The organism is Syntrophales bacterium (assembly GCA_026417625.1).
In the GTDB taxonomy this organism is placed as follows: domain Bacteria; phylum Desulfobacterota; class Syntrophia; order Syntrophales; family UBA8958; genus JAOACW01.
The window spans coordinates 1-25,831 of the sequence record JAOACW010000009.1; the positions used below are offsets into that span (position 1 = coordinate 1).

Consider the following 25,831-nt stretch of genomic DNA (forward strand, 5'->3'; position numbering starts at 1 on the left):
ATGTTGGAAAGCTCTGGGATATCGGAGATTGATCTAAAACGCTTCAAGGAAAACCTTCCCCGCTATGCCTTCTATGACGATTTAGTCGAATTAGGGAAAAAAAGTGGGAGATGTGTAGACAATCTCCTTTTAGAAGGAGAATACAGAGAGGTACTAAAGCTTATACTATCCGAAAACGGTCTAAATTATGGAAATCTGCCAAAAGCGCTTTTAAAGTTTCATAGGTACAGAAACGGCACACGAACGGCTCTTGAGGAGCAAATTGTAGAGGCAGCTCAATACGTCCGGGACAAACACAATATTTGCCTCATACACTTTACCGTATCTGAAAATCATCTTTGTTTGGTAAAAGACTACGTCGAAAATCTCCGTCCGAGATTTGAAAAGTTTCTAGACTGTATATTGGAGATAAGTTTATCAACACAAAGCAAACGAACGGATACTATAACCCTCACACTGGACAATAAACCATACGTACTACCTAATGGGTTTTTATTTTTTCGCCCTGGAGGTCACGGGGCTTTATTCCACAATCTCTGCGAGATAAAAGGCGACATAATTTTCCTTAAAAATATTGATAACTGTTCCTGTGATCGAAACAGAGCGATCTACGTCCATTACAAAAAAATTCTTGGTGGCTACCTATTGCATCTGCAATACAAAATTTTCTCGTTAATAGAAGTTCTAAATGAGGGTCATCCCGACGAAAGTGAGTTGTCACTGATGGAAGAGTTTTGCAAAAATAAGCTGTTTATAAATTTAGAAAGAACTTCCGATTTTAGAACGCGAAAAGAACAGTTGCTAAACATCTTAAATCGACCTTTGCGCGTTTGCGGAGTAGTCAGAAATGAGGGGGAACCTGGAGGTGGACCTTTTTGGGTCAAGCATAGTGACGGTAGATCTTACCCGCAGATTGTTGAGGAATCCCAGGTAGATTTCCAAAATATATCGCAGAGAGATATCTGGCAATCAGCAACACATTTTAATCCAGTGGACATAGTCTGTGGTGTTAAAGATCACAAGGGCAGGAATTTCGACCTGAGGAGATTTTCTGATCCAGAGACCTACACGGTATCAATTAAGTCGGAAAGAGGTCAGGAAATCAAAGCCCTGGAGTACCCAGGATTGTGGAACGGAAGCATGGCTTTCTGGAACACCGTTTTTGTGGAAGCTCCCATTGATACCTTTAATCCCGTTAAAGTCGTCGATGACCTTCTGAGATTTTCACATCAAGCTTGTGAACTTTAGAACACTTCCGCGAAAAATTTCTATGAACTTAAAAAGCTCACATTTATTTGATATTGACCTAAATATTTTCTTGACTTTGTCAAGATTCAGAGCTATGAAAGCTGAAAACCGCTTGGGTAGTACATTTCAGGTTCTTGATCATGATAGAATCGGTCTTTAAAAAATCTGCCTAAAATACAATGTGGAATCTGCTCTAAGGGGTGGAAAGCCGTGACAAACGGTATCAAATCAACAAAAACGGAGGGATAAGAAATGAACAAAGGAGATTTGGTGAATGAATTAGTGTCAGTAGTGGGAAAGAAAAAAGTAGCAGAGGCAGCTGTAAATTGTATTTTGGACACTATCACAGAAGCTCTCAAGAAAGGAGAATCTGTAACGCTCGTTGGTTTTGGTACGTTCAAGGTTGCAAAAAGAGCTGCCAGAACGGGCAGAAATCCCCAAACAGGAAAGCCTTTAAAAATTAAAGCTAAAAAGGTTCCAAAATTCGTACCCGGCAAAAACCTGAAAGAAGCGGTGGCGAAGTAGAAACCAATTATTTATTGTATTTTTCTAGCCCCCCAATCATTCTATAATTGATTGGGGGGTTTTTTAAAAAGCTTGACAAATTTTTTACTCTCTGCTAGAGGGATCACGCCGCTTGGATCCGTTAAGCGGACTGAGACGGAGGAAAAAAGACTTTGAGCAGAAAGCAAATCATTGTACGTCATAGAAAACCCATCCCGAAGGGAGGGGTTTTTTTTTGAGGAGGGGATATGAAGGTATTCACTAAAGTTAGAGAAATGCAAGCTTTCTCAGAATCTCTGAGGAAGGAGGGAAAGATCATCGCCTTTGTTCCCACCATGGGTTACTTCCATGAGGGGCATTTGAACCTCATGCGCGAGGGCCGGAAGCGGGGTGATTGTTTAGTGGTAAGCATTTATGTGAACCCCACTCAATTTGGTCCCAATGAAGATTTGAACCGGTATCCTCGTGATTTTGAAAGAGATTCAAGGTTAGCACGTGATGTGGGAGTTGATGTGATATTTTATCCTCCCGACGAAGAAATGTATCCGCCCAACTACCAGACTTATGTTAATGTTGAGAAGGTCACTCAGAACCTATGCGGTATTTCAAGACCTGGTCATTTCCGAGGTGTAACGACTGTGTGTTGCAAACTTTTCAACATAGTGAAACCCCACGTTACAATCTTTGGAAAAAAGGATTTTCAGCAGCTGGTGACCATAAAGAGAATGGTGGCTGATTTGAATATCGATCTGGAAGTTGTAGCTATGCCCACAACGAGAGAACCCGACGGTCTTGCCATGAGTTCTCGTAACGTTTATTTGAGCCCTGGGGAAAGAGTCTCAGCTTTAAGTCTCAGCAAATCCCTAAAGCTGGCAAAGGATATGTATGAACAAGGGGAAAGAGATGCGGGAAGTATCATTAGCGAAGTTAGGCGTTTCATAGAATCCCACCCATATACGAAAATTGATTACGTTAAGATTTGCGACACTGCAACACTAGAGGATGTTCAAAAGATAGAAGGGGAGTGTGTTATTGCCCTCGCCGTATTTGTTGGATCGGCGAGACTCATTGACAATTACGTTTTTGGAGAAGAACTCCATATTTAAGGGTGACCGCCATGCAAAGATTCATGTTAAAATCAAAATTGCACCGTGCCAGGGTTACCGATGCCGACTTACACTATGAGGGAAGCATAACCATTGATGAGCTACTCATGGAAGCCGCAAACATACTGCCTTATGAAAAAGTGGCAGTGTATAACGTGACCAATGGGGAACGTTTTTCAACGTATGCTATAAAAGGAGAGCGAGGGTCAGGAGTCATTTGTATGAATGGTGCCGCAGCACATAAAGCTTCTAAAGGTCACATAGTGATAATCGCAACTTATGTGTTGGTTGATGAGAAGGACGCTGTTAACTGGATGCCAACATGCATACTCCTCGATGAAAACAACAGGATAAAATCCTGATACTAAAATCCCAGTTGGTTTGACAGAATTTTGAAAAAAAAGATCCGTCAAATATTTATTACCGGTTTAGTTGTAACTATCCCTATAGGATTCACGTTGTATGTCTTCTTCTTCCTCATAGGGATAATGGACAATGTACTCAGCGTGATTCCAGAGAAGTACCGCCCAGATATTCTTTTTGGATTTCACATTCCTGGACTGGGAGTCTTGGCAACAATAACGATTGTTTTTCTCTCTGGATTGTTAGCGAAAAGTTACATCGGTGACAGAATCGTTCGATTTGGGGAATACCTCTTTAACAATATACCAGTGGTGAGGAGTGTTTATGTAGGCACAAAAAGGGTGGTTGACAGTGTTCTTATAAGCAATCGCCAAAATTTTAAAAAAGTAGTTCTCATTGAATTTCCCCGTCCTGGTGTATACGCTGTAGCTCTAGTTATGGGAGATGCCCCAAAACAGGTAGTTGAATCCCTGGGTAAGCCTTCAGTGAGTGTTTTCGTCCCCACAACGCCAAATCCCACCTCAGGTTATCTCGTGATTGTCCCCGTAGACGAATTAAAAGAAATCGATATGGGTATCGAGGATGCTATAACTTTCATTATTTCATGCGGTATTGTATTTCCAACCGAAAAAAAGCCAGAACTGACATCACCACGTTTCACAGTATAAATTTCTCCCCGATTGTGTTGTAATGCTTTAACCAGGTGTGTTATGTTCGAATAAACCTAAGTAAAAAGGAGAGGAAAGATGGCCTATTTGAAGATAGATCCAAGCCTACAATACAAAGTTGCCGATATATCCCTTGCTTCGTGGGGAAGAGAGGAGATGAAATTGGCTGAGAACGAAATGCCGGGACTTATGGCCATAAGGAAAAAGTATGGTCCCAAAAAGCCTTTAAAAGGAAAAAAAATTATGGGCAGTCTGCACATGACAATACAAACGGCCATGCTGATAGAAACGCTTAAAGAACTGGGTGCAGACATTCGTTGGGCATCCTGCAATATATTTTCCACACAGGATCATGCAGCAGCGGCGATAGCTAAAGCTGACTCCGCAGCAGTTTTTGCCTGGAAAGGGGAGTCAATCGAGGAATACTGGTGGTGTACAGAACAAGCCCTGACGTGGCCTGATGGGTCAGGGCCTGATCTCATTGTTGATGATGGTGGAGATGCAACTTTATTTATACATCTTGGGGTTAAAGTGGAAAAAGACCCCTCGATTCTCGATCAAGATCCGGAAAATAAAGATCTGCGAGCACTCATGGAACGCCTAAGGGTCAGTTATGAAATGGACAAAACCCGGTGGCAAAGGATAGCATCAAAGGTACTAGGGGTATCAGAAGAAACTACCACAGGTGTGAACCGACTTTACAGACTGGCAAAAAAAGGAGAGCTTCTTTTTCCCGCTATAAATGTTAATGATTCAGTAACTAAATCAAAATTCGACAATCTATATGGGTGCAGAGAATCCTTGGCAGACGGTATAAAAAGGGCAACAGACATTATGATCGCAGGAAAAACAGTGGTTGTCTGCGGCTATGGGGATGTGGGTAAGGGATGTGCACAATCCATGCGGAGTCTGGGGGCCAGAGTAATAGTCACTGAGGTGGATCCAATCTGTGCCTTACAAGCAGCTATGGAGGGCTACGAAGTGCGGACACTAGATGAAATAGTTTCCAAAGCGGATATTTTTGTAACGGCAACAGGTTGTTGTAACGTGATCACAGGCCGCCACATGGAAAGGATGAAGAACGAAGCGATAGTCTGCAATATAGGTCATTTCGACAGTGAAATTGAGATGAGCTACCTGGAGAACAATCCCAAATGTAAAAAAACAACTATCAAACCACAGGTTGATAGGTGGACTCTAGAATCGGGACATTCGATAATAGTCCTTGCGGAAGGTAGACTTGTAAATCTAGGATGTGCAACGGGACACCCCAGCTTTGTTATGAGTGCAAGCTTTACTAACCAATGTTTAGCTCAGATGGAACTGGCAAAAGGTAAATACAAACCGGGCGTTTATCGATTGCCTCGCCATCTCGATGAGGAAGTGGCCAGATTACATCTGAAGCGTCTCGGTGTTAAGTTAACAAAGTTAACAAAAGAACAGGCTAAATACCTTGGTGTCCCCGTGAAGGGGCCCTTCAAACCCGAGCATTATCGATACTGAGGTTTAAGCAGACTACGTATGTACCCTTCTAAGCACTAGATAGGCAACGACAACGAATATGAAGTCCGCTGCCCACGCTGCTGGGATTGGTGGTAATACTCCAGCCCTACCTAGCGAGAGAGAGAAAGCGTGAACAAGCCAGTAGGAAAAACCTATGAGTACTCCAGCACCTATGCTCTGCGTTAAAGTTACGCCTTTTTCTTTCCGGAGTGAAAAACCGATCCCCAACAACACGAATATAATACATATGACATTCATGGCAACTTTGCTGTGCAGATCGGCAATGTAACGTGTGGTATCATATCCCTCACGGTTCAGTTTTTTTACATAGGAAAATAGTTCAAAGAAACCCATTTTTTCAGCGTCTTTCTGAAGATGTTTGAAATCTTCGGGTTTCTCAGGAATTTCTATCGCAACTTTCTCCTTGAACTCCAGCTCTGGATAGTTTCCATCCGTAAACGTTATGACAAAAACGTTATAAAATTCCCACTTGCCATTATTCCAAACGGCCTTTTCCGCATCAATTCGTTTTACTAACTCGAAGTTTTTATCAAAAAAGTTCAGAGTTACACCTCTTATGGTGTTAGACTGCTCGTCAAAAATGTGAAAATTGTATATACCCTCCGCTCCCCGATACCATATCTGATTTTGTTTAAAAGATCCGGATCTTTTTCTTTTCTGAACTTCTACAAGGCGGATGTATTCTGCCTTTTCTAAACATTTAGGCACAATTAATTCACTGAAGAAGAAAAGTGCAGGTGTCATAATCATAACAGCCAGAATCACAGGTAATGCTACGCTATAGATGCTTATTCCGTTAGCCTTAAAGGCAACAATCTCATTGTACCTGGATAAGCTGCCGAAAGTCACGAGTGTCGCCAGAAGAATAGCGGCTGGAACCATCTGAGTGGTAATTACAGGAATCATGTGTAAGAAGAACCGTAGCACCTGAGAATAAGATGCGTGATTGCTTATAAACATACGAAGTTTACCAAAGAAGTCCACTATCAAATAAACTGAAATCAGTGACACGAGAATAAGAATCAAACTTGAGAGGAATACACTGAGAATATAACGATTAATGATGCGAAAGAGTTTCATTTTTGCTTGAAATACGAAATCATACCCTTTTCACCCACGGCCTGTACAAAAAGGTAAATAGAAATAACACCGAAGACTATATTGGGTATCCAAACACCTAAGATGGTAATTATTCTTCCTGTTTCTGCCAAGGCCTCCCCCCCTAAACGCAGCAAATAATATGCAAGAACAATTAATAATCCCATTACGAACCCCCGTGAACGACCCGTCCTATGTTTCTTAATACCAAGGGGTACAGCTATAAAAGCAAATATAAGACAGGATGTGGGAATCGATAATTTTTTATAAATTTCAATCTCCAATTCCCTCCTTTCCCGTTCATTTAAACCACCGCTCTGTAACTTCTTTTTCAACTCAGAGACACTCATTTCGGACGTTGTCTTCTTTCTATCTTTCTTTTCCGCAGCTTCTGGCGAACTCAGTTCGAGCTTAACATCGTAAATGGAAAAATCGATCCTTCGATATCTTTTAGAAGCCTTCTCTAAGGAGTGAACACTACCATCTCGAAGTCTCAGTATTACTGCGAGAGTCTCTTTATCCGTTATCACATAGGCTCGTTGGGAAACAATTGTGCTCGTAACATTAGAGAGCCTGCTATCACAGATAAACACCCGTTCCATATACGATCCCCGCGTCGGAACATAATCCGCATATATGAGAAGTCCGTGAAAATCATCGTTGAATACCTTCTCCTTGATTCCAATATTGGCTTTCTGGCGAGCAACGTTAAACATCAAATTCTTAGCCGCATGATTCCCAGCTGGAACAAGGTAATAACTCAAAAATAGACAAAAGATAAATGCTATAAATCCAAAAACAAAAATTGGTGCTGCAAGGCGTAGTAAACTAACACCTGATGCTTTTAAAGCTGTTATTTCATTGTCGCTGGCCATGCGGCCGAGAGACATCATAGTGCTTACAAGAAGTGAGATGGGAATGGTGAACAAAAGAAGAGCAGGTAAGATATAAAACACAAACAGTGCAACATGAAGGACATTAACCCCTTTGTTAATCATAAGATCCATGAGTTGCAGAATCTTACCCATAAGGAGCACAAACGTTAAAATGAAAAGAACAATCATAAAGGGTAGAGCTATCTCCCGAAATATGTATACGTCTATGATTTTCTTCATCGATCAGAAAATCCTTCTCTCTAGGCTGGCTTCGAGCGTGATTTTAGCAGCAATCTCTTCGACCGACATAGTGGTTATATTTAAAAAAGGTATTTTTTCAGCCAGAAATAAAGATTCTGCAGCTCTAACCTCTGCTTGACACTGTAACAGGGAAGCGTAACGACTTCCTGGGCGTCGCTGTTCCCTAATCTTATGAAGTCTTTCAGGATGAATAGTGAGTCCGAAGAGCTTTCTCCTGAAGGGGATTAAGACCTTTGGTAATCCCCTTCCCGGTTTCAGAAGATCATCTTCCGTTAAAGGAAAATTAGCAGCGTATATGCCAAACTGAAGTCCTAAATAAAGGCATGTAGGTGTTTTTCCCGCTCTTGACACACCAATGATTACAATGTCCGCTCTGTTATAATCTCTGGTAGATTTTCCATCATCAGTGTTCAATGCGAAATTAACAGCATCGATGCGAACGTCGTAATTATCAAGATTCAAAAGACTATGAAATTTTCCCACAACTTGAGAAGATTTTTCACTAAACTCCTGTTCTAAAGGTGATATGAATACATCAAAAAGATCATAGACTTTTGCCTTGCTTTGCTTGATAATTTCCCTTATCTCTGGAGAAATTAGAGTACTGAATACAATAGGTGTCGATTGGGTCCTATCGGCCTCCTGGTTTATCCGCACCACCGTAATTTTTGCTTTTTCCACTGTATCTACAAAGGGAATGGTATAATAATCAAATTGGATATGATTAAACTGCGTTAAAAGACTATGTCCCAGTGTTTCCGCCGTTATGGCTGTACCATCAGAAATAAAGAAAATGGATCTCCTTGCCACAGCCATCTTCAAATATAGGGAAATATGTGTTGCACGACCATGTGAAAATTACGCTGGACCGCTTGTCTGCCAATGATGATACCCATGTGTCCTGGTAACAGATAATCTATATCCAGTGCTGCCAAGCGAAGAATGCTTTTTTTCAGCAGACTCCCATTTCCGCCAGGGAAGTCAGTTCGGCCAACACTCTGATCGAAAATAACATCCCCCGAGAAAAGAGCTTTTCTATTGAGATCGTAGATCGCAATTGAACCGGGGGAGTGACCGGGAAGATGGAGAATTTCAAAGCGCTCGCTCCCGAGCAGTAGTTCTCCTTCTTGAAGAAGTATATCAATCTTCGATTCGGGAGCATCTAGACCAAATAAATGATAGAGTTGACCTCCTACACCTTTCAAGAAATTAACCTCATCTATATGCAATCCCACCACTGTGTTCTTATCATAAAAAAACACAGAACCTTCAAAATGGTCAGGATGGGAATGGGTATTTATGACACAACGGATATTCTCGGTATCGATACCATCGGCCGCCATCCTTTTCAGAAGCTGAGGCACGTATTTCAAAAGACCTGGATCAATTAAGACTCGGGCATCTCCTCCTACATAATATGAATTACAGTTGTTTTCAAAGTAATCTGTCCACTCGTAAACATAAATATCGTTGTCAATTTTCATATTCTAAACCCCTTTTTTTTAATTTATATAAAAACACAATAATTTTTACGGGTAAGTCTTTTAACGCAAAACGTCCAAAATAGCAAAACAATCATTCAAAAGTTGTTATCCGCTTTACTTAGGGTGGGAAGATTGGCATCTTTGGGAGATAAAATCGGATTTTCAATGGGCCACTCAACAGCTATGTCTGGATCGTTCCAGATAATACCCCGATCACTCGGGGGATGGTACTCTTTGGTTACCTTGTAACCTACAAGTGCGTATTCACTCAGAACGCAGAATCCGTGAGCAAAACCTTCGGGGATATATACCATGAGTCCACTGTTTCCCGATAGGTGGATTCCTACCCATTTTCCGTAGGTTGGGGAACCTCTTCTTATATCCACAGCAACATCGAATATTTCACCTACATAGACCATCACCAGTTTACCCTGTGAATAGGGGCTTTTCTGATAGTGTAAACCACGAAGGGTGTTTCTTACCGAGTACGACAAGTTATCCTGCACAAAAGGACCTGGTATGTTATGCGATAAAAATTCCGACAATTTGTAGCTCTCCATAAAGAACCCACGCTCGTCGGTAAACTTCACCGCCTCTATAAGCACAACATCGGGTATCTCAAGTTGATGAAAGTTGAATGGCATATTGCTTATGCTTGTATAACACATTATTCAATATTATGCATTCCCGAAAATTTGAAAAGGTAATGTGAAGAGGTGAATTGATGGATCAAAAAAAGAAAACCATCAAAGGCGAGATCAATGCCGTTGATTTCTTCTGCGGAATAGGTGGTTTCAGCATCGCGGTAAGAGGGACAAATGTACGCATTGTAGCAGCTATTGACCAGAGCCATGTAGCTCTCGATGTGTACCGTCTAAATTTCCCGAATCACGTGATTTACCAATGGAATTTGGAAACGGTAAAGGCTGAAAAAATAGCTAAACTTGGAGCTTCAATGTGGTGGCTATCTCCGCCCTGCCAACCTTACACGGTTCGTGGGCGGGGTAGAGATGTAAACGATCCCCGAGCTCGAAGTTTGCTGCGCATATTGGAAATCGTCGATCAAATGGAACCAGCTCTACGTCCTGTATACTTTGCTCTAGAAAATGTAGAAGGATTTGCTAGTTCACGAATGCATGAGGTTTTACTGGATGTTTTCAACCGCCGGGGATATCGTTATTGTGAATATCTTTTGTGTCCCACCCATCTGGGAATACCTATGCGCAGACCACGGTACTACTTTGTTGCATCCCAAAAAGAACTAAATTCCTTGAATCTTGAACACTACACTAACAAGAAACCTCTCATTAACTTCATTAATGGAAGTCCTTCTTCCTATGAGGACTCATTGATTCTCGGAAAAGATATAATAGAGCGCTTCGGTAAAGGCTTTCATGTCGTTTCTCCACTCGATCCCGACGCCTATGTTACGTGCTTTACGGGAGGGTACGGTAAATCCCTAATGCATTCAGGATCATACTTGAAATGTCCCCATGGCATCCGGCGATTTTCACCCGATGAAATTGCCCGTTTAATGGGTTTCCCACCTGATTTCCGCTTTCCAGAAGGCATGACTACCCGAGTTAAATGGCGTCTCTTGGGTAACAGCCTTTCCATCGATGCAGTTCGGAAGGTACTGGAGACGTTTCCTGCAATACAATGGGATGAGGTTTACTGAACAAAGTCAACTGCTATTACAGCTTCCGCCATCTCGAGTACCTTCATGAGAACTGGGATATGGTCCGGATGATTCTGATAACGTTTCAAGGCCTCCGTATCGTCAAATCGGGCCACAAGTGCAAAATCATATGACCTTTCAGTACGCAAGATATCCCGTCCAAATTCGTATCCCTTTATTTCTGCAATTCTTTGAGGAAGAGTGTTGAGAGCCTGTTCCAATATCTCGATTTCCTCGTCCGTTGTTTCCTTCTTGAATTTTATTAGAACCACGTGAATCAACATACAAACATCTCCTCATTTTTATTTTTTGTAACTTTTTTACCCCATAAGGGACATATCTCTGACGAACCGGGTACAAAGCTACGACACCTATTGGGTCGCGTAGTATATATAGTGCATGTTGCATATCCACCTTCGAAGGAGAGAAAAGGACAACCATAGAGGTATTGACCATTAGTATCATTAACGAAGTGGTCGCCTGCCCAAATAACATGTTCTAGTTTTTCCAGTATATCCCCTCTCTGCTCTTTTTTCCATCTCTCGATATCCTCTTCCTTTACGTACAGCTGAAGGTGAGCTAAACAACATTTGCCGCAACGCAAACAGGATTTCTTTTGCTTCTTCGAAAAACTCCTTTTCCCTTCTCTTAAACTAGGGCGATAAAGCAGAAGATATTCGTACTTGAAAAGATCCTCAATAAAGTAATGTAGGATCTCACTTTCGTCGCATTCAGTAAGAGATTCAAATAAAAGACGTTTTACTTCAGTCCAGTTTAAAGGAATAAAATCTGCAGCAGGACCACGCATCATTTCATATCCCCAGAAATTTCCCACATTTTCCAGGTGCGAGAACTTTACAGTATACTCACAGTGACCCTTAAGAGAAATTCTTTCAGGAAAACCCGATGAGGAGAAGTGGATAATCGATTCCAAGTTTGGCGGAACAAAAGATTCACAACTGTGTTCGCATATGAAAATGTAAGGCACATTTGAACTACAGATTTTTTCAAGAATTTCAATTGCACCGATATTGAAATTAAAGTATCCCCCAAGGGGAGTATCAAGGTGGTACTTATCCCTCAAAAAGGAAAACCTCCGCCATAAAGGGTCATTCTTTTCCTCCACCGTCAATAGTTCATCCGCTGGAATATCAACTAGGGTTGGGAGATCACCAAGGATCTCATTCATAACTACAAGGTCAGCTCCTTGGAACACATTCCCGTCAAGCTCAAGAACATCGGTTTCTAAAAATTCCACGTTTTTCCCGCTTAATATCCCCCTCTGTTTCTCTAGCAGGAAAGGTGATATTTCCACCATGTAAGCCTGCCCGTCTGGATTAAGTTCCAGAATATCCCGCATTAGATAGCCATATCCTCCTCCAATTTCTACGAACCGACAGGGCATAGGCTCAGGCAAAACACGACTCAAAAAAAAATACAAAAGCTCCCCGTATGACGCGTTTCTTTTCAGTATACGACGGCAAGGGCTACTCTTTTCGTCAAGAATATTGCAGAGTGTTAGTTCCCACCCTAGAGATTGGAGCTCAAACCTGTGGTAATCCTGAGTAAGATTTAGCTTCATAAGTCATATTCATGCAGATAAACCTCCAACTGTCAAGTAGTAGAAAAAAGACTACAGATTGGGCAGTCCACAAAACGTACCTAAAAATGTTTGACTTTTTACCAAAAAAGTGATTATTATATAAAAATTCTAAAATGCTAGTCTTTTGTTTGGGTATTCTTTCGGCAGTTCCGCCGAGGAAATTCCCCAATTAAGAAAGGAATACGGGGCATTGAATTGAAACAAAACCATGATACATCTATGGAGGTCGATTTAAACAGCAATGTTGGTTAGGGACACAAAAAAAATACGTAACATAGGCATAAGCGCACATATAGATTCAGGAAAAACGACTCTTACTGAAAGAATACTTTATTACACCAAACGCATACACACCATCCATGAGGTGAAGGGAAAAGACGGCGTTGGTGCCACTATGGATACTCTCGATCTTGAGAAAGAGAGAGGTATTACGATAACTGCAGCAGCTACCTATTGTGAATGGAAAGGTCACGAAATAAATATAATTGACACGCCTGGTCACGTGGATTTCACAATAGAGGTAGAAAGGTCTCTCCGTGTTCTTGATGGTGCTATACTGATTTTGTGTGCTGTAGCAGGAGTGCAATCGCAGTCCATTACTGTGGACGCACAAATGAAGAGATACAATGTTCCCTGTATTGCTTTCATTAATAAGTGTGATCGTGCAGGTGCAAACCCGTTCCGTGTGGTGGAACAGATGAGTTCAAAATTGGGACATAATCCTGTAGTATTACAGATTCCCATAGGGCTTGAGGCAAATTTTCATGGGGTAGTCGACCTCATCAACATGGAAGCCGTATACTTCGATGGTGTAAACGGCGAGATTGTGAGAAGGGAAGAGATACCCCCACAACTCTACGAAGAAGCATGCAAAAGAAGGGAAGAACTCATAGATAAATCATCAATTTTTTCCGATGAACTAACTGAAGCAGTTCTTGAAGATAAAAACATATCCTCAGATCTTATCTGGAGAGCTCTAAGAAAGGGTGTCCTTTCCAGAGAGATAACGCCTGTACTAATGGGTTCTGCATACAGAAATAAAGGTGTTCAACCATTACTTGACGCGATTACAGAGTTTTTACCATGTCCGTCTGATGTGAAAAATACAGCCCTCAATCTTGATCACGGAGAAACACCTGTAGTTTTGACTAACAACCCGGATGACCCTGTTGTGGCCTTTGCATTCAAAATCGAAGATGGACCTTATGGACAGCTTACCTACATTAGGGTTTATCAGGGAACGATAAGTCGGGGTTCTACTCTACTCAATGTTCGTACTGGTAAAAAGTTCAAAGTAGGGCGCGTTGTGCGGATGCATGCTGATCAGATGGAGGATATCGAATCCATACCTGCAGGATACATCGGAGCTCTCTTTGGTATCGATTGTTCATCAGGAGACACTTTTGTTACCCCTGGCCTTAACGTAGCTATGACCTCCATATTTGTTCCCAAACCTGTGATATCCTTGGCTATCACTCCCAAGGATAGTAAATCACAAATTGGAATGTCTAAAGCGCTGGCGCGATTCACAAAAGAGGATCCCACTTTTAATACATACGTCGATGAGGAAACGGGTGAGACTATCATTGAGGGGATGGGAGAGTTACATCTGGAGATTTATCTGGAACGTATGAGAAGAGAATACAATGCTATGGTTGAAGCTGGAAATCCAAGGGTTGCTTACAGAGAGACAATAACACAGAGAGCAGATTTTAACTACACACATAAGAAACAAACAGGGGGGGCTGGACAGTATGCACGCGTCGCTGGTTACATTGAACCACTGATGGATGGAGAATTCGTTTTTGAAAACAGGATTACAGGAGGTGTTATCCCCTCTCAGTTTATCCCTGCTTGCGAAAAAGGATTCCGTTCCTGCCTCGAGAAGGGACCAAAACTAGGATTCAGAGTAACGGGTGTTAAAGTTGTTCTCAACGATGGCGCTTTTCATCCCGTTGACTCCTCAGATATTGCATTCCAAACCGCGGCGAGGGCCGCCTTTAAGGAGGCATTTTTGAAAGCCAAACCCGTCATCCATGAACCCATTATGAAAGTCGTGGTGGAAACCCCCACTGAGTTTCAGGGCTCTGTCATGGCGCTCATAAACCAGAGACGGGGTATGATCGTTGGTGCTCAGGATGAAGGTTTAATAAGCGTAATAGAGGCTCAGGTCCCCCTTGCAGAGATGTTTGGTTTTTCCACTGTTCTAAGATCTGCCACCCAAGGAAAAGCGCAGTTTACAATGGAATTTGCTCTATATAGGCAGGTTCCGCCAGCTATCGCAGTTAAAATTGAAGAAGAAGTTAACAAGAGAAGGAAAAATGCCGCTTAATGACGTCATGGGTGCCGTCTACGGTGATGTTATTGTCTATTTTCGCGAAAGGATCAAAAGAATGACAGGTGACAAGAAAAGTTTTTTGCAAGATTTAGCATTTTTTGACGAGCTCACAAGATGGGTCAGGATGGGTGGCGTCGTCGCCAGGCCTGGTGTGGGCAAAACGGCCTTGATGGTACAAATGGCTATCCGTTCTATGTTTAAAAAAGAACAAGTGCTTCATGTTAGTCTGCACGAACCTGTCAGTAAAGTTTCCGTGTGGTACGATGAACTTTTCTCCCGTTTGGCATCTGAACTAGAACCAGCAGAAAAGCAGGTGGTCTGGGAACGAATGTTGCCTTTTCGTATGATCATGTCCTTTCGCATTGAGGGTTTCAGAGTTCCCGTTTTTCAGGAGAGGCTCGAGGATCTTATTGTACAAAACGTCTTCAGACCCAGAGTGGTACTGTTTGACGGTATGCCGCCCGATCAGATAAGAAGAGAGATCATCTCGTCAATAAAAGCTATCGCAGAACGACACAGCTTTCAAGCTTGGCTTTCATTATCAGTTACAGAAAACAGGATAGAAACCTCAGATAATTTATCAGCACTCGAAAACACAAACGACCTTTTTGAAGCATTTCTCTTTCTCTCGCCAGTTGATGATGTGATTAAAATTACCCTGTGTAGAAACAAAGAATGGGAGGCGGAAACTCTACCGTTCATCCTCAACCCTACCTCTTTTCTTGTAGTTGAAAGGAAATAGATAACGATTAAGCTTTTCTACTTGAACCATTCCCTGAATGGTAAGCAGTATCAGCCCAATCACTATCAAGATCATACCTGAAAGCTCCGTTAAAGTAGGTCTTTCACCCAATTGAATAGCCGCCATCAACGTACCTAAAACCGGGGTTGCCAGTGTTCCGAGACTTGCCATCCCCGCTGGCAATTCTTGCAGAATGTAGAACCAGAGGGCAAGCGCCACTGCCTGACTGATCACAGCACTGTACACAAGACCCACAACAAAATACGGCGTCCAATGGATCTGTTCTCGCGAAATGAGAGCCGCCGTTAAGGCAAGGGGAATTGCACCAAATAACATCTGCCATGCCGTTAAGGATATCAATTCAAACTCGATATTTTTCCTTATTATCTTGGTATAAATCACACTAACCGCCCATGCAACACCAGCTAGCACAGGTGGGATGCCGTACAAAAGAGTTCTCAAATTCCACGGTTCAAGGGTAAGAACCAGCCCCAGGAAAGCGAGAGGTACAGCAATCCAGTGTAAACCGTAGAGCCGTTCGGAAAGAATAGGACGTGCCAAAATTAATACCCAAAAAGGCATAATGTAAACGAGGATTGCCGTTTTTCCTACCGCACCTAAATGTAAAGAAAGAGTTACAAGACCAATACACAAAGTCGTTGAAAAGAATCCTAAAATAAAAGTTTGAACCGGTGCCCTAGGCTTTAGTTTCGAACCCTTTAAGGCGAGGTAAACAAATAAAGACATAGCCCCAATGGTTGTGCGCAGAGCTGCAAACTCGAAAGGAGGACAGAAACGGAGACATTCCTTCATTACAAGCCAATTATAACCCCAGATGGCGGATAACAGAATAAGTGACCATACGGCTGGACTTAGATGTGCCATACCATTCAAAAAAATAAAGACCCTCAGGTTTTATCCTGAGGGTATTACGGGCACCACCTGTGCCGTCTTATCTTCGCTGGAGTCGCATCTACAAGTAGTTGGTCTACTTAGGGTGGCAATCACCACAAAGACCCTGTCGTTTGTTCTCTGTTCGATTCCAGCTGAACGATCCTAAACGAACACGGCAGAAACCCGCTTAGTTTTTCAATTACGCCATCGTACCAAAAAAGTCAAGCATTAACTCCCGCAACTTGCACAGCTTGAGCTGGAACAGCTACTACAACCCGAAACTGTTTTACCACCACCAGCAAAAACCGACATGAGTTTCTGAACCCTCTCAGAATCACAGTTAGGACATGCAATTCTAATAGCACAGTCAGATGTAAACACAATTTTCTCAAATTCTGTGCCACAATCTGGACAACGGAACTCATATATTGGCATTGAAACTACTCTCCTCTCACCGCTTTTTTAATTTTATTTAAGGTCTTGAATTTGGGGTTGTCAAGTCCTGTTTTTATTCACGTTGACAGGTAACGGCAAAGCTTCTATAAAATGGTTTGCTTTTGTCTATTTACGATTTATCAATTGGGGTTTAGGAGGAACAATGTCCATTTCAAGAAAAATAGAGGGTTTTATAGAGCAGGCATCTTTAATAAGAAAAATGTTCGAAGATGGTCTTGAGCTTAAAAAAAAATACGGGGAAGGGAATGTTTATGACTTCAGTCTTGGTAATCCAAATCTCCCACCGCCCCGTGAGTTTCAGGAATCACTCGAGCAGGTAGTTTCAGAGAACATACCGGGCAAGCATACATACATGCCCAACGCTGGCTATCCTGAGACCCGAGCTCGGGTAGCCGAAAACCTGTCCTCCGAATACGGCATCAAATTTGACTTCGAACACGTAATAATGACATGCGGCGCAGGTGGAGCTCTCAATGTAATTTTTAAAACGATTTTAGACCCCGAAGATGAGGTAATAACCCCAATCCCTTGTTTTGTTGAGTATTTTTTCTATGTGGATAATGCAGGAGGAAAAATCAAATTCGTACCAACGAAGGATGATTTTTCCCTAGATATAGAGACCATAGAAAAAGAAGTAACAGCAAAAACGAAAGCAATCTTAATCAATTCTCCAAATAATCCCACAGGAAAGGTTTACGATGCTAGTTCTTTGAGGGAACTCACCGACATGCTAAAGGAAAAGTCCCAAAAACTGGGGAAAATCATATATCTGATATCTGATGAGCCCTACAGGGAAATTGTGTATGGCGGGATAAAAGTTCCCAGTCTGTTTCAGATTTATCCCCACACCATTGTGGCTTCTTCATATTCAAAAAGTCTTTCGTTGGCGGGAGAACGGATCGGTTATATAGCTATCCATCCCGAAATAGCTGGTGTTCAAAAGCTCCTTGCTGGATTGGTTCTCTGCAACCGAATGCTGGGATTTGTAAATGCACCCGCACTTATGCAGCGTGTTATTGCAAGGATACCAGGAGCAAAGGTCGACATCAACGCATACAAGAGGAAAAGAGATCTTCTATGTGACGGTCTCAGTCGTGTGGGATACACGGTGCAGAAACCAGAGGGTGCCTTCTACCTCTTTCTCAAAACGCCCACATCAGACGATGATGCTTTCGCAAAATCTCTACAGAGAAGGAGAATACTTACTGTTCCCGGCCGAGCATTTATGAAATCAGGTTACATACGTATCGCTTACTGCGTGCCCGATGAAACCATTGAGCGATCCATAGAGGGTTTTGGTGAAACCCTTCGGGAATTTACTTCATAAGCGAAGGCAAGTACAAAGCAATTTGGGGGAAAGCGGTCAATAAGGCAGTTGCAAAAAGTAGGATGAGGAAAAAGGGTAGGGTTATCCTAGCAATGTGAAAGATATCGTCATTATTAAGACCGCTGATTACAAAGAGATTGAAACCAACAGGAGGTGTTATTTGGGCAAGTTCTATCATCAATACGAGGTAAATTCCAAACCATAGTGTGCTAAAGTTTATGGCCTCTATAATTGGTATGACCAATGGTGCAGTCATTACTATCATTGAAAATCCATCAATAAAACACCCTAGAATTACATAAAAGATGGTCAAAATGAAAATTAGCATGTAAGGAGAAAGGTCTAAAGAGAGCACGAATTGTGTAACGGAACGGGTTATTCCCAGAAATCCCAATGCTGTGGAGAGGTAAGCTGCACCTATTACAATAAGCATAATCATACACGTTGTTCTTATGGAGTGTATAAGACTCGACTTGAAAACATCCCAGGACAAACTTCTAGTTAAGTACGCAAACAATATCGATCCAGCAACACCTACTGCTCCGGCTTCCGTAGGGGTTGTCCAGCCCATGTATATGCTACCCAACACAAATAAAATGAGTACTAAAACAGGTGCAATATCGGGCAAAGCACGAACGCGATCGTTCCATGTGAAGTGTTCACTTTCGATCGGAGCCAACTGAGGATTAATTAGACAACGGAAAAAGATATACAGCATAAACAAAAAAGAAATCATTAAACCGGGCATAAGTCCAGCTATAAATAGCTTACCTATACTAACATCACCTATTATACCGTAAACCAGCATCACCATACTGGGCGGAATCATGAAACCAAGAGTTCCCGCACCTGCTAAAGAACCCACAGATAAACTATAGTCGTAACCGCGCTTTTGAAGCTCTGGAAGGGTGATTCTACCCACAGTAGCCGTTGTTGCAGCAGATGATCCACTTACTGCAGCAAAAAAAGTGCAAGCAAGAACATTCACGTGTAGCAAGCGACCTGGTAGAAAATCCATCCATGGGGCAAGCCCACGGAAGAGGTTCTCAGACAGCCTGCTCCGGTAGAGTATCTCACCCATCCATATAAAGAAGGGAAGAGACATCATAGTCGAACCGCTCGTGTTATTCCAGCATATGTTCGCAAGGATTGATCCATACGATACATCGGTAAAGAAAAATAAACTACATAGACCAACAATAAAAAGAGAAATTCCAATCCAAACAGATCCCCCCATAAACAGGATCAACAACCCAAGAATCGTTGCTGCAATGTGACCCATGTCCATTTAAGATAAACCGCCTCTACCTCCCAAAATCTTCCGATTCTTTTTTAATATCAGCGATTCTACCTCTTAAAAAAAGTATTTCCTTCAGAAGTTCGCCGAGAAACTGAAGGGCAAACGCAGCCGATCCCAAAGGCATAAATACCTGTGGAATAGCGAGGTACGTCTCTGATATCTGCATAGAACGTGTTTGATTCACACAGGAATCCCAGAAAAACTGAAATGTGAAATATGTCATTGCTGATACAAATGTGAAACCTATGAGAAAACAAACCATCTCGAGGATGGCCTGACTTTTTCCTTTTAGAAAGCGCCGCAGTAGAGTCATGCGGATGTGTCCCCGTTCTCTCATTGTGTATGAAAAACCCATAAAAGTGAGTATGGTCATGAGGTAACCTGTATATTCATCCGTGATGTAGAGTGTTTTTGAAAAAACACCCCGCAACAGTATCTCGCCCAGTGTAAGCATAAGGGCAATGACGGCCATAAGCCCGGCAAACCACCCAAATAAACCAGAAATGCCATCTATAATACGTATGATAATTCTCATAATGCAAAATCAAAAGGACCATGCTTTTTGACATGGTCCTCAACTCTTCAACTAGACTCTATGTAATAGGAACATTATCGTTTTACCTTTTTCACAAACTCAGCGTATATTACCCTTGCTTCCTCGGGAGCACCTTTTAGCCATTCGGAGCGAATATTCTCCGTAATTCTCTCAAGATCGGTGATCAATTTATTTGAGGGATGCACCACATTTATGCCGTTTTTGACACATATATCCACCATCTCTTTGTCCCACTTTTTCACATTCGCCCACATCTTCTTCTCCATCTCCCTTCCAATTTTCACAAGAATGTCCTGATGGGCCTTCGGCAACTTCTCAAACGCCTTTTTGTTTACCGTGACCATGTTTGTTGCAATAGTGATATTAAGGGGTTCAAAATATTTGAGTACTTCCCAGAACTTCGCGTCCACCGCGGTGGGTGAAGAGGTCATGACGGAATCTATAACACCTGTTTGGAGGGAGGTGTAGACTTCACTAAATGGGAGTGCCAGGGGTGTAGCACCCACTGCCTCCATAACGAGGGCGCCGTTCTTGTCATACGTTCTTGTCTTCAAACCCTTCATATCCTCAAGTTTCCGGATTTCTTTTTTTGTCCACAGCCCCGCACCCGGCCAGGGAGCGATGTACAGTATCTTCTGGTTCCATTTATCCGCTACTTTATCAAAGTGTGGCCTGCAGATATCAATCAAGAGTCTAAGCTCATCAAAATTCCTAACGAGAAATGGTAATGTAACTATTTGCAAAAGTTTCTCGTCACCAGCAACACCACTGATCAGCATATCGGAAACAGGAACCAAACCATCCCGAACAACCTTTAAAAGTTCGGGCCCTTTGTAACCCAGCGCACCGCCTGAGTGAACCACCAATTCCAACTCACCATTTGTGGCCGCCTTCACTTTATCGGCAAACTCCATAAGACCTATAGTATGTTGATTCTTGGGTGGCCACACAGAATTGGCGTTCCAAACAGTTTTGGCAAATGATGGAAGCACATAAAACCCGACAACAAAAACCACAGATAGTAGAACGGCGTATAATTTTTTCATATCCTTCCTCCACGGTTTGTAATAGCAAAGACGTATAGATACTCTATACAGGAATGTCAAGATGGAAACTTCATCCGAATCTTATCTTAAAATCTTTGAATTCATTCCCAAAGGGTTCATCCACAACTTCTACATGGACAACACGGGCACCCGGTGGTCCGACCTTACACCACTCTATCATCGCTTCAATTGATTCTTTCGGTCCTTCGAACACTGCCTCTACCCTCCCGTCTCGCAGATTGCGAACCCAACCGGAAAGCCCAAGCAAATAAGCCTGTTCCTGAGTATATGCACGAAAAGCAACCCCTTGAACTCTACCTGAGATGAACAGATGAACTCTTCTCATTTCAGACTTTTTTTCCATTTGATGAGCTCCATACGTGTGGTCTGATAGAGTACGAGCGCCTCTCCAATATCAATGCTCTTAAAAACAACTTGGTCCATTGGCTTAAGATGAGCAAGTCGCCACCGATCAGCTTTGCACACAACACCTATCCTCGCATAACCTCCTATGGTACGTTCGTAAAGCACAATTATAGGAAATCCATCGCCGGGTACTTGTATGGTGCCGGGTATTACACCCTCAGAAACGATACTCTTCTGGACGTTTTGTTTGAACCTTAAATTCATACCCTCCAAACGAATACCCGTGCGGTTTGACATTACACTTACTGTGTATGCAAATTCTCTCTTTCCCGATAAAAGTTTCCTAAGATCCTCATCTTCGAATAACTGGGATTCCAAATTAGGTATAATACGTATCTCATGAAAAGAGGAAATACTAGGTATAACCTCCTCAGGTACCTCCCTGGGAGGGGTTGCCTGAACGTCCACCACTTGAATTACATCACCCCTTTTTAGTGACCTACCATTCAAACCTCCAAATTGACATTCTAAATACGTAGAGTAACTACCGATTACCTTATCGATTACCATTGACCCCGAGAAACCTATGTAATACCGAAACCCCTCTTTCACTGCTCTTACACGGACTTCAGATCCGGCAGGAACATGAAATGAAGACCAATCTTTTACGGGCGAACCATCAAGCGTGAGGTTAAGCCGCGCCCCTGTGACAGCAACCGTCATATCCATCCCAAAACGCATACCAAAATTGGAGCCTATTACTTCAATAACAGGTATATGTTCCCTTCCAAGCAAGGTACAGAGCGTGTCGTAGGCGTAGTCATCCAGAACAGAAGAAGGGGGTACTCCAATGGAAGCAAAACCATATCGACCCCTATCCACAATCAGCGACATAAAACCAGGATTTAGGATTTCAATCATGTGTTACGAAACGTACAACATCCCCGATTTTCAAAAGACTATAAGGTGGCTGTGTGTAGTCGAAAAGTTGTACCTCTGACCTTCCAATAAGACGCCAACCACCCGGTGATTTGAAAGTATAAATACCCGTCTGATTCAAAGCAATACCTACAGAGCCTGCAGGAACTTCGGTCCGCGGTGTTTCCAATCGGGGAACATGGAGTTTTGGATGAAGAGGCCCCAAATAGGGAAATCCAGGAGTGAATCCCACAGCAAAAACAGTGTATTGTGTTTCTGAGTGCAATACAATCACCTCTCGTTCTGAAAGCCCTGTATAGTTACAGACAAAATCCATGTCCGGTCCATATTCACCACCATAGCGAACGGGTATTTCAAAGTAGTTAGGTTTTGGTAGGTCGACTTTATCCATATCCTCCAATGCTCGTGTGATCATGTCTTTCATCTCTTCGAATTGTACCGATTCACAGTCAAATACAACGACACAGCTACAAAAAGAAGGGATTATATCTATAATGGAACGGTTCTTCAGAGATGTAAGTAAAGTGTAGCATCTTAGGACTTTTCTATGGACCTCTTGATTAACCTCACTCCCGAGAATTATGCGCAACCCTTCTTCGCCGTACGGAGTTATTATCATAAAAGATCTCCCAATGGGCGAATTTCGACACCTGCTTCCACAAGGGATGTCCTTATTAGGGCAGCCGCTTCTATGCTTTCTTTATTGTCCCCATGAAGGCATAGTGTGTCAACCTCTATTGGAATCCATTTTCCGCTTACTGTTTCGATTCTCCGGTTGAGCACCATATCAAGTGCTTTATCAACGATCATTAGTGGATCTTTTAGAACTGACCCTGGTACCTTGCGTGAAAGCAACAACCCTTCATCATCGTACTGGCGATCGGGAAAAGCTTCCAGGGCAATACGAATTCCAGAAATACCACATTTCTCCTTCAGTTCCATATTCTTGGGAGTGGCAAGAGTCAGGAAAATTGGATTTTCAAAAGCGACTCCCAGTTTATCAGTTAAGTGCAATATAAAGTCAGTGTGATCGGCCGCATAGTTGTATAAAGCTCCATGCAATTTTACGTGCTGCAGCACCATTCCATAGAGTTTCAGAAACCCCTGCAATGCACCCACCTGATATAGGATTAAATTAACGATTTCCTTCTCATCTATATCCATAAAACGTCTGCCAAAACCCACAAGATCGGGATAGCCTGGGTGAGCCCCTACTTTTACCCCATGCTCCAAGCACAATCTTACCGTTCTGTCCATCACATTGGGGTCTGAGGCATGAAAACCACAGGCAATATTGGCGGATGTGATGAATTTTATGACCTTTTCGTCGTTTCCTATGCGGTAAGCACCAAAAGACTCACCCATATCGCAATTTAAATCCACTCTGGACATAACCCACCTCTGATTTTTTATCTTCCCAAAAGGGATAAGAACTCTTCTTCAGTAAGTACCGTTATACCCAGTTCTCTCGCCTTTGCTAGCTTGGAGCCGGGGGAATCACCTACAACCACAAAATCAGTCTTTTTAGTTACAGAATCCGAGGTATTCCCACCCTTTTCCCTTATCACTCTTTGAGCCTCGGCGCGCGTCATACTTTTCAGAGTTCCTGTAAGTACAAAGTTCTTCCCGGCAAATGGGTGGTGAATTGTTGTTTTTTGATGCACTTGTGTAGAAATGGGTATCAATCCAGCTCTCTTTAAATCTTCCAAAGTTTTACGGTTCGATTGCTCGCGGAAAAAACGAATAATTGAGCCGGCAACTTCGGGACCGATATCTCTGATGCTAAGAAGATCTTCTTCCGAAGCATTCATTAGATCCTCAAGAGTAACAAACCGTTCGGCCAAAACCCGGGCCGTTGTTTCACCAACGTGGCGTATACCCAGAGCGTATATGAACTTAGCGAGAGGCGGTGTTTTGGATCGCTCTATGGCAGAGAGGACATTTCGAGCCGATTTTTCCCCCATTCTATCAAGATTGACAAGATCTTCAAATTTGAGATTGTACAGATCACTCAGACTCCTAACCAAACCTCTCTCTACAAGTTGGGATACCAGTTTTTCTCCCAAACCCTCTATGTCCACACCAGAACGTGAGGCAAAGTGTATAATCCGTTCCTTAATTTGTGCCGGACAGGACAGGTTAACACAGCGATGGGCAACCTCCCCAGGCAGGCGAACTATACTAGACCCGCACTCCGGACAGGAAGAGGGCATCTTGAATATGCGCTCATTCCCTGTCCGCTTTGAAAAAATTACCTTTACGACCTCTGGAATAACGTCACCTGCACGCCGTACCAGCACCGTATCACCTATGCGAATATCCTTTTTCTCAATCTCATCCTGGTTGTGAAGAGAAGCCCGGGATACAGTGACTCCAGCTATACGTACTGGTTTCATTATNGCGACCGGAGTGAGTACTCCCGTCCTACCAACCTGAACTTTGATGTCTTCAACGGTTGTTGTTTCCTCCTGTGCCGGAAACTTGCAAGCCACAGCCCATCTGGGACTTCTCGCAACAGCACCCAACCGCTCCTGCAGATAAAGGTCATTAACCTTCAAAACAACACCGTCTGTCTCGTGGGGTAAATTATGGCGATTTTCCATCATTTCTCTGTAATACTGGATACACTCCGAAACATCTTTCAGCAACCTGCTCAGACTGTGCACGCGGAAACCCCACCTCGACAAAGCCTGCAAAATCTCCCAATGGGTTTTAAACAAAGCCTCGCTTATAAAACCCAATCCATATGCAAAAAACTCCAGTGGTCGCCGAGCGGTGATACGCGGATCCAGTTGCCTCAATGAACCGGCTGCCGCATTACGGGGATTGGCGAAAGGAGGTTCACCTGCTTTTACCCTCCTATCATTCAATTTTTTGAAATGCTCCACCTCCATTATCACTTCACCACGCACCTCAACACGCTGAGGAGTTCTTATACTGGAACTGGAGAACTCGTTGCTACCCCCTAATGCCAGAGGAATGGAGGGAATGGTTCTAATGTTTTGCGTAATATCTTCACCCACAGCACCATCTCCTCTGGTTGCTGCCTTTACCAGAACACCGTTTTCGTACAAAAGATTCACAGCAGCGCCGTCCAGTTTTGGTTCTCCCACGTATTCAATGTTACCCGTATAGTTGATAAAGCGATGGATGCGATCATCGAACTCCACAATTTCTTCCTCAGAAAAGACATTGGCGAGACTCAGCATGGGTGAAAGATGGGTAAAACTCTGGAATTTTTCCAGGGGAGCTGCTCCCACACGCTGAGTGGGTGAATCAGGGCTACGTAACGCTGGATACTTTTCTTCGAGCTCGATCAACTCTGCCATTAGGCGGTCATATTCTGCATCAGAAATCTCAGGATCGTCCAGCAGATAGTACCGCCTATTGTGGTATTCAATAAGTGACCGGAGCTCATTGACCCGTCTCTTGATATCCTCAGGAATATCATGCAT

General features: G+C 42.8%; 27 protein-coding genes. 10 read left to right on the forward strand and 17 right to left on the reverse strand.

The genetic code is table 11. The features are described from left to right. From N2317_06765 to ahcY, 6 genes are all read left to right on the forward strand, one after another. The coding region (locus N2317_06765; protein ID MCX7817193.1) for a DUF4301 family protein at nucleotides 1-1,248 on the forward strand (1,248 nt) is incomplete at its 5' end. Between the two features lie 252 nt (nucleotides 1,249-1,500). Further along, a complete protein-coding gene (locus tag N2317_06770) occupies nucleotides 1,501-1,773 on the forward strand; it encodes an HU family DNA-binding protein (protein ID MCX7817194.1) in 273 nt (90 codons plus the stop codon). Nucleotides 1,774-2,000: 227 nt separating this feature from the next. After that, entirely contained in the window at nucleotides 2,001-2,858 is an 858-nt protein-coding gene (panC, locus tag N2317_06775) for a pantoate--beta-alanine ligase (protein ID MCX7817195.1), read from the forward strand. Between the two features lie 11 nt (nucleotides 2,859-2,869). Next, nucleotides 2,870-3,220, forward strand: a complete 351-nt coding sequence (locus N2317_06780; GenBank protein ID MCX7817196.1) for an aspartate 1-decarboxylase — start codon at nucleotides 2,870-2,872, stop codon at nucleotides 3,218-3,220. 30 nt (nucleotides 3,221-3,250) lie between these two features. Continuing rightward, nucleotides 3,251-3,889: a DUF502 domain-containing protein gene (locus N2317_06785; GenBank protein MCX7817197.1), complete on the forward strand. Its 639-nt coding sequence runs from the start codon at nucleotides 3,251-3,253 to the stop codon at nucleotides 3,887-3,889. 78 nt (nucleotides 3,890-3,967) lie between these two features. Further along, on the forward strand, nucleotides 3,968-5,392 hold the full coding sequence (gene ahcY / locus N2317_06790; GenBank protein MCX7817198.1) for an adenosylhomocysteinase: 1,425 nt from the start codon (nucleotides 3,968-3,970) through the stop codon (nucleotides 5,390-5,392). Nucleotides 5,393-5,404: 12 nt separating this feature from the next. Here the strand turns inward: ahcY and lptG are convergent, their stop codons facing one another. The 5 genes from lptG to rfbC form a co-directional block, all read right to left on the reverse strand. Further along, nucleotides 5,405-6,493 (reverse strand): LPS export ABC transporter permease LptG, encoded by a 1,089-nt coding sequence (lptG, locus tag N2317_06795; GenBank protein MCX7817199.1) that lies wholly within the window; start codon nucleotides 6,491-6,493, stop codon nucleotides 5,405-5,407. Then, nucleotides 6,490-7,626 carry an LPS export ABC transporter permease LptF gene (gene lptF / locus N2317_06800; GenBank protein ID MCX7817200.1) on the reverse strand — a complete coding sequence of 379 codons (1,137 nt, stop codon included), beginning with the start codon at nucleotides 7,624-7,626 and terminating at the stop codon, nucleotides 6,490-6,492. Before lptF ends, lptG begins: the two co-directional genes overlap by 4 nt. 3 nt (nucleotides 7,627-7,629) lie before the next feature. Beyond that, complete coding sequence (locus N2317_06805) at nucleotides 7,630-8,457, reverse strand: kinase/pyrophosphorylase (GenBank protein ID MCX7817201.1); 828 nt, start codon at nucleotides 8,455-8,457, stop codon at nucleotides 7,630-7,632. An 8-nt stretch (nucleotides 8,458-8,465) separates the two neighbouring features. After that, nucleotides 8,466-9,131, reverse strand: a complete 666-nt coding sequence (locus N2317_06810) for an MBL fold metallo-hydrolase (GenBank protein MCX7817202.1) — start codon at nucleotides 9,129-9,131, stop codon at nucleotides 8,466-8,468. 95 nt (nucleotides 9,132-9,226) lie between these two features. Beyond that, on the reverse strand, nucleotides 9,227-9,775 hold the full coding sequence (rfbC, locus tag N2317_06815; GenBank protein MCX7817203.1) for a dTDP-4-dehydrorhamnose 3,5-epimerase: 549 nt from the start codon (nucleotides 9,773-9,775) through the stop codon (nucleotides 9,227-9,229). A gap of 80 nt (nucleotides 9,776-9,855) precedes the next feature. Here rfbC and N2317_06820 point away from each other — a divergent pair, with 80 nt between their 5' ends. After that, the gene (locus N2317_06820) at nucleotides 9,856-10,809 is read left to right on the forward strand and encodes a DNA cytosine methyltransferase (protein MCX7817204.1); all 954 of its coding nucleotides are present in this window, start codon (nucleotides 9,856-9,858) and stop codon (nucleotides 10,807-10,809) included. Here the strand turns inward: N2317_06820 and N2317_06825 are convergent. Together N2317_06825 and N2317_06830 are read right to left on the reverse strand one after the other, a co-directional pair. Further along, nucleotides 10,803-11,093 (reverse strand): Dabb family protein, encoded by a 291-nt coding sequence (locus tag N2317_06825; GenBank protein ID MCX7817205.1) that lies wholly within the window; start codon nucleotides 11,091-11,093, stop codon nucleotides 10,803-10,805. The genes N2317_06820 and N2317_06825 overlap by 7 nt on opposite strands. Next, on the reverse strand, nucleotides 11,087-12,391 hold the full coding sequence (locus tag N2317_06830; protein ID MCX7817206.1) for a YkgJ family cysteine cluster protein: 1,305 nt from the start codon (nucleotides 12,389-12,391) through the stop codon (nucleotides 11,087-11,089). Before N2317_06830 ends, N2317_06825 begins: the two co-directional genes overlap by 7 nt. A gap of 262 nt (nucleotides 12,392-12,653) precedes the next feature. On the opposite strand from N2317_06830, the gene fusA reads away from it, so the two are divergent. Next, a complete protein-coding gene (gene fusA / locus N2317_06835) occupies nucleotides 12,654-14,744 on the forward strand; it encodes an elongation factor G (GenBank protein MCX7817207.1) in 2,091 nt (696 codons plus the stop codon). Then, complete coding sequence (locus tag N2317_06840) at nucleotides 14,734-15,492, forward strand: DnaB helicase C-terminal domain-containing protein (GenBank protein ID MCX7817208.1); 759 nt, start codon at nucleotides 14,734-14,736, stop codon at nucleotides 15,490-15,492. The genes fusA and N2317_06840 overlap by 11 nt, the downstream gene beginning before the upstream one ends. Here N2317_06840 and N2317_06845 read toward each other — a convergent pair. Together N2317_06845 and N2317_06850 are read right to left on the reverse strand one after the other, a co-directional pair. After that, on the reverse strand, nucleotides 15,442-16,377 hold the full coding sequence (locus N2317_06845) for a DMT family transporter (GenBank protein ID MCX7817209.1): 936 nt from the start codon (nucleotides 16,375-16,377) through the stop codon (nucleotides 15,442-15,444). The genes N2317_06840 and N2317_06845 overlap by 51 nt on opposite strands. A 237-nt stretch (nucleotides 16,378-16,614) precedes the next feature. Continuing rightward, entirely contained in the window at nucleotides 16,615-16,821 is a 207-nt protein-coding gene (locus N2317_06850; GenBank protein MCX7817210.1) for a zinc ribbon domain-containing protein, read from the reverse strand. A 163-nt stretch (nucleotides 16,822-16,984) separates the two neighbouring features. Between N2317_06850 and N2317_06855 the strand changes: the two genes are divergently transcribed. Beyond that, nucleotides 16,985-18,169: a pyridoxal phosphate-dependent aminotransferase gene (locus N2317_06855; protein MCX7817211.1), complete on the forward strand. Its 1,185-nt coding sequence runs from the start codon at nucleotides 16,985-16,987 to the stop codon at nucleotides 18,167-18,169. On the opposite strand, the gene N2317_06860 is transcribed toward N2317_06855, so the two are convergent. The 8 genes from N2317_06860 to ligA all read right to left on the reverse strand — a co-directional run bounded on the left by N2317_06860 (nucleotide 18,159) and on the right by ligA (nucleotide 25,831). Then, entirely contained in the window at nucleotides 18,159-19,457 is a 1,299-nt protein-coding gene (locus N2317_06860) for a TRAP transporter large permease subunit (GenBank protein ID MCX7817212.1), read from the reverse strand. The genes N2317_06855 and N2317_06860 overlap by 11 nt on opposite strands. 16 nt (nucleotides 19,458-19,473) lie before the next feature. Further along, the gene (locus N2317_06865) at nucleotides 19,474-20,004 is read right to left on the reverse strand and encodes a TRAP transporter small permease (protein ID MCX7817213.1); all 531 of its coding nucleotides are present in this window, start codon (nucleotides 20,002-20,004) and stop codon (nucleotides 19,474-19,476) included. Nucleotides 20,005-20,078: 74 nt separating this feature from the next. After that, a complete protein-coding gene (locus N2317_06870) occupies nucleotides 20,079-21,071 on the reverse strand; it encodes a TRAP transporter substrate-binding protein (GenBank protein ID MCX7817214.1) in 993 nt (330 codons plus the stop codon). Nucleotides 21,072-21,141: 70 nt separating this feature from the next. Next, nucleotides 21,142-21,435 carry an acylphosphatase gene (locus N2317_06875; protein ID MCX7817215.1) on the reverse strand — a complete coding sequence of 98 codons (294 nt, stop codon included), beginning with the start codon at nucleotides 21,433-21,435 and terminating at the stop codon, nucleotides 21,142-21,144. Continuing rightward, a complete protein-coding gene (locus N2317_06880) occupies nucleotides 21,414-22,358 on the reverse strand; it encodes a biotin-dependent carboxyltransferase family protein (protein ID MCX7817216.1) in 945 nt (314 codons plus the stop codon). Before N2317_06880 ends, N2317_06875 begins: the two co-directional genes overlap by 22 nt. Then, nucleotides 22,351-22,995, reverse strand: a complete 645-nt coding sequence (gene pxpB / locus N2317_06885; protein ID MCX7817217.1) for a 5-oxoprolinase subunit PxpB — start codon at nucleotides 22,993-22,995, stop codon at nucleotides 22,351-22,353. The genes N2317_06880 and pxpB overlap by 8 nt, the downstream gene beginning before the upstream one ends. Next, complete coding sequence (locus N2317_06890) at nucleotides 22,992-23,768, reverse strand: LamB/YcsF family protein (GenBank protein MCX7817218.1); 777 nt, start codon at nucleotides 23,766-23,768, stop codon at nucleotides 22,992-22,994. The genes pxpB and N2317_06890 overlap by 4 nt, the downstream gene beginning before the upstream one ends. A gap of 17 nt (nucleotides 23,769-23,785) precedes the next feature. Further along, nucleotides 23,786-25,831, reverse strand: coding sequence for an NAD-dependent DNA ligase LigA (gene ligA / locus N2317_06895; GenBank protein ID MCX7817219.1), 2,046 nt, complete (start codon nucleotides 25,829-25,831; stop codon nucleotides 23,786-23,788).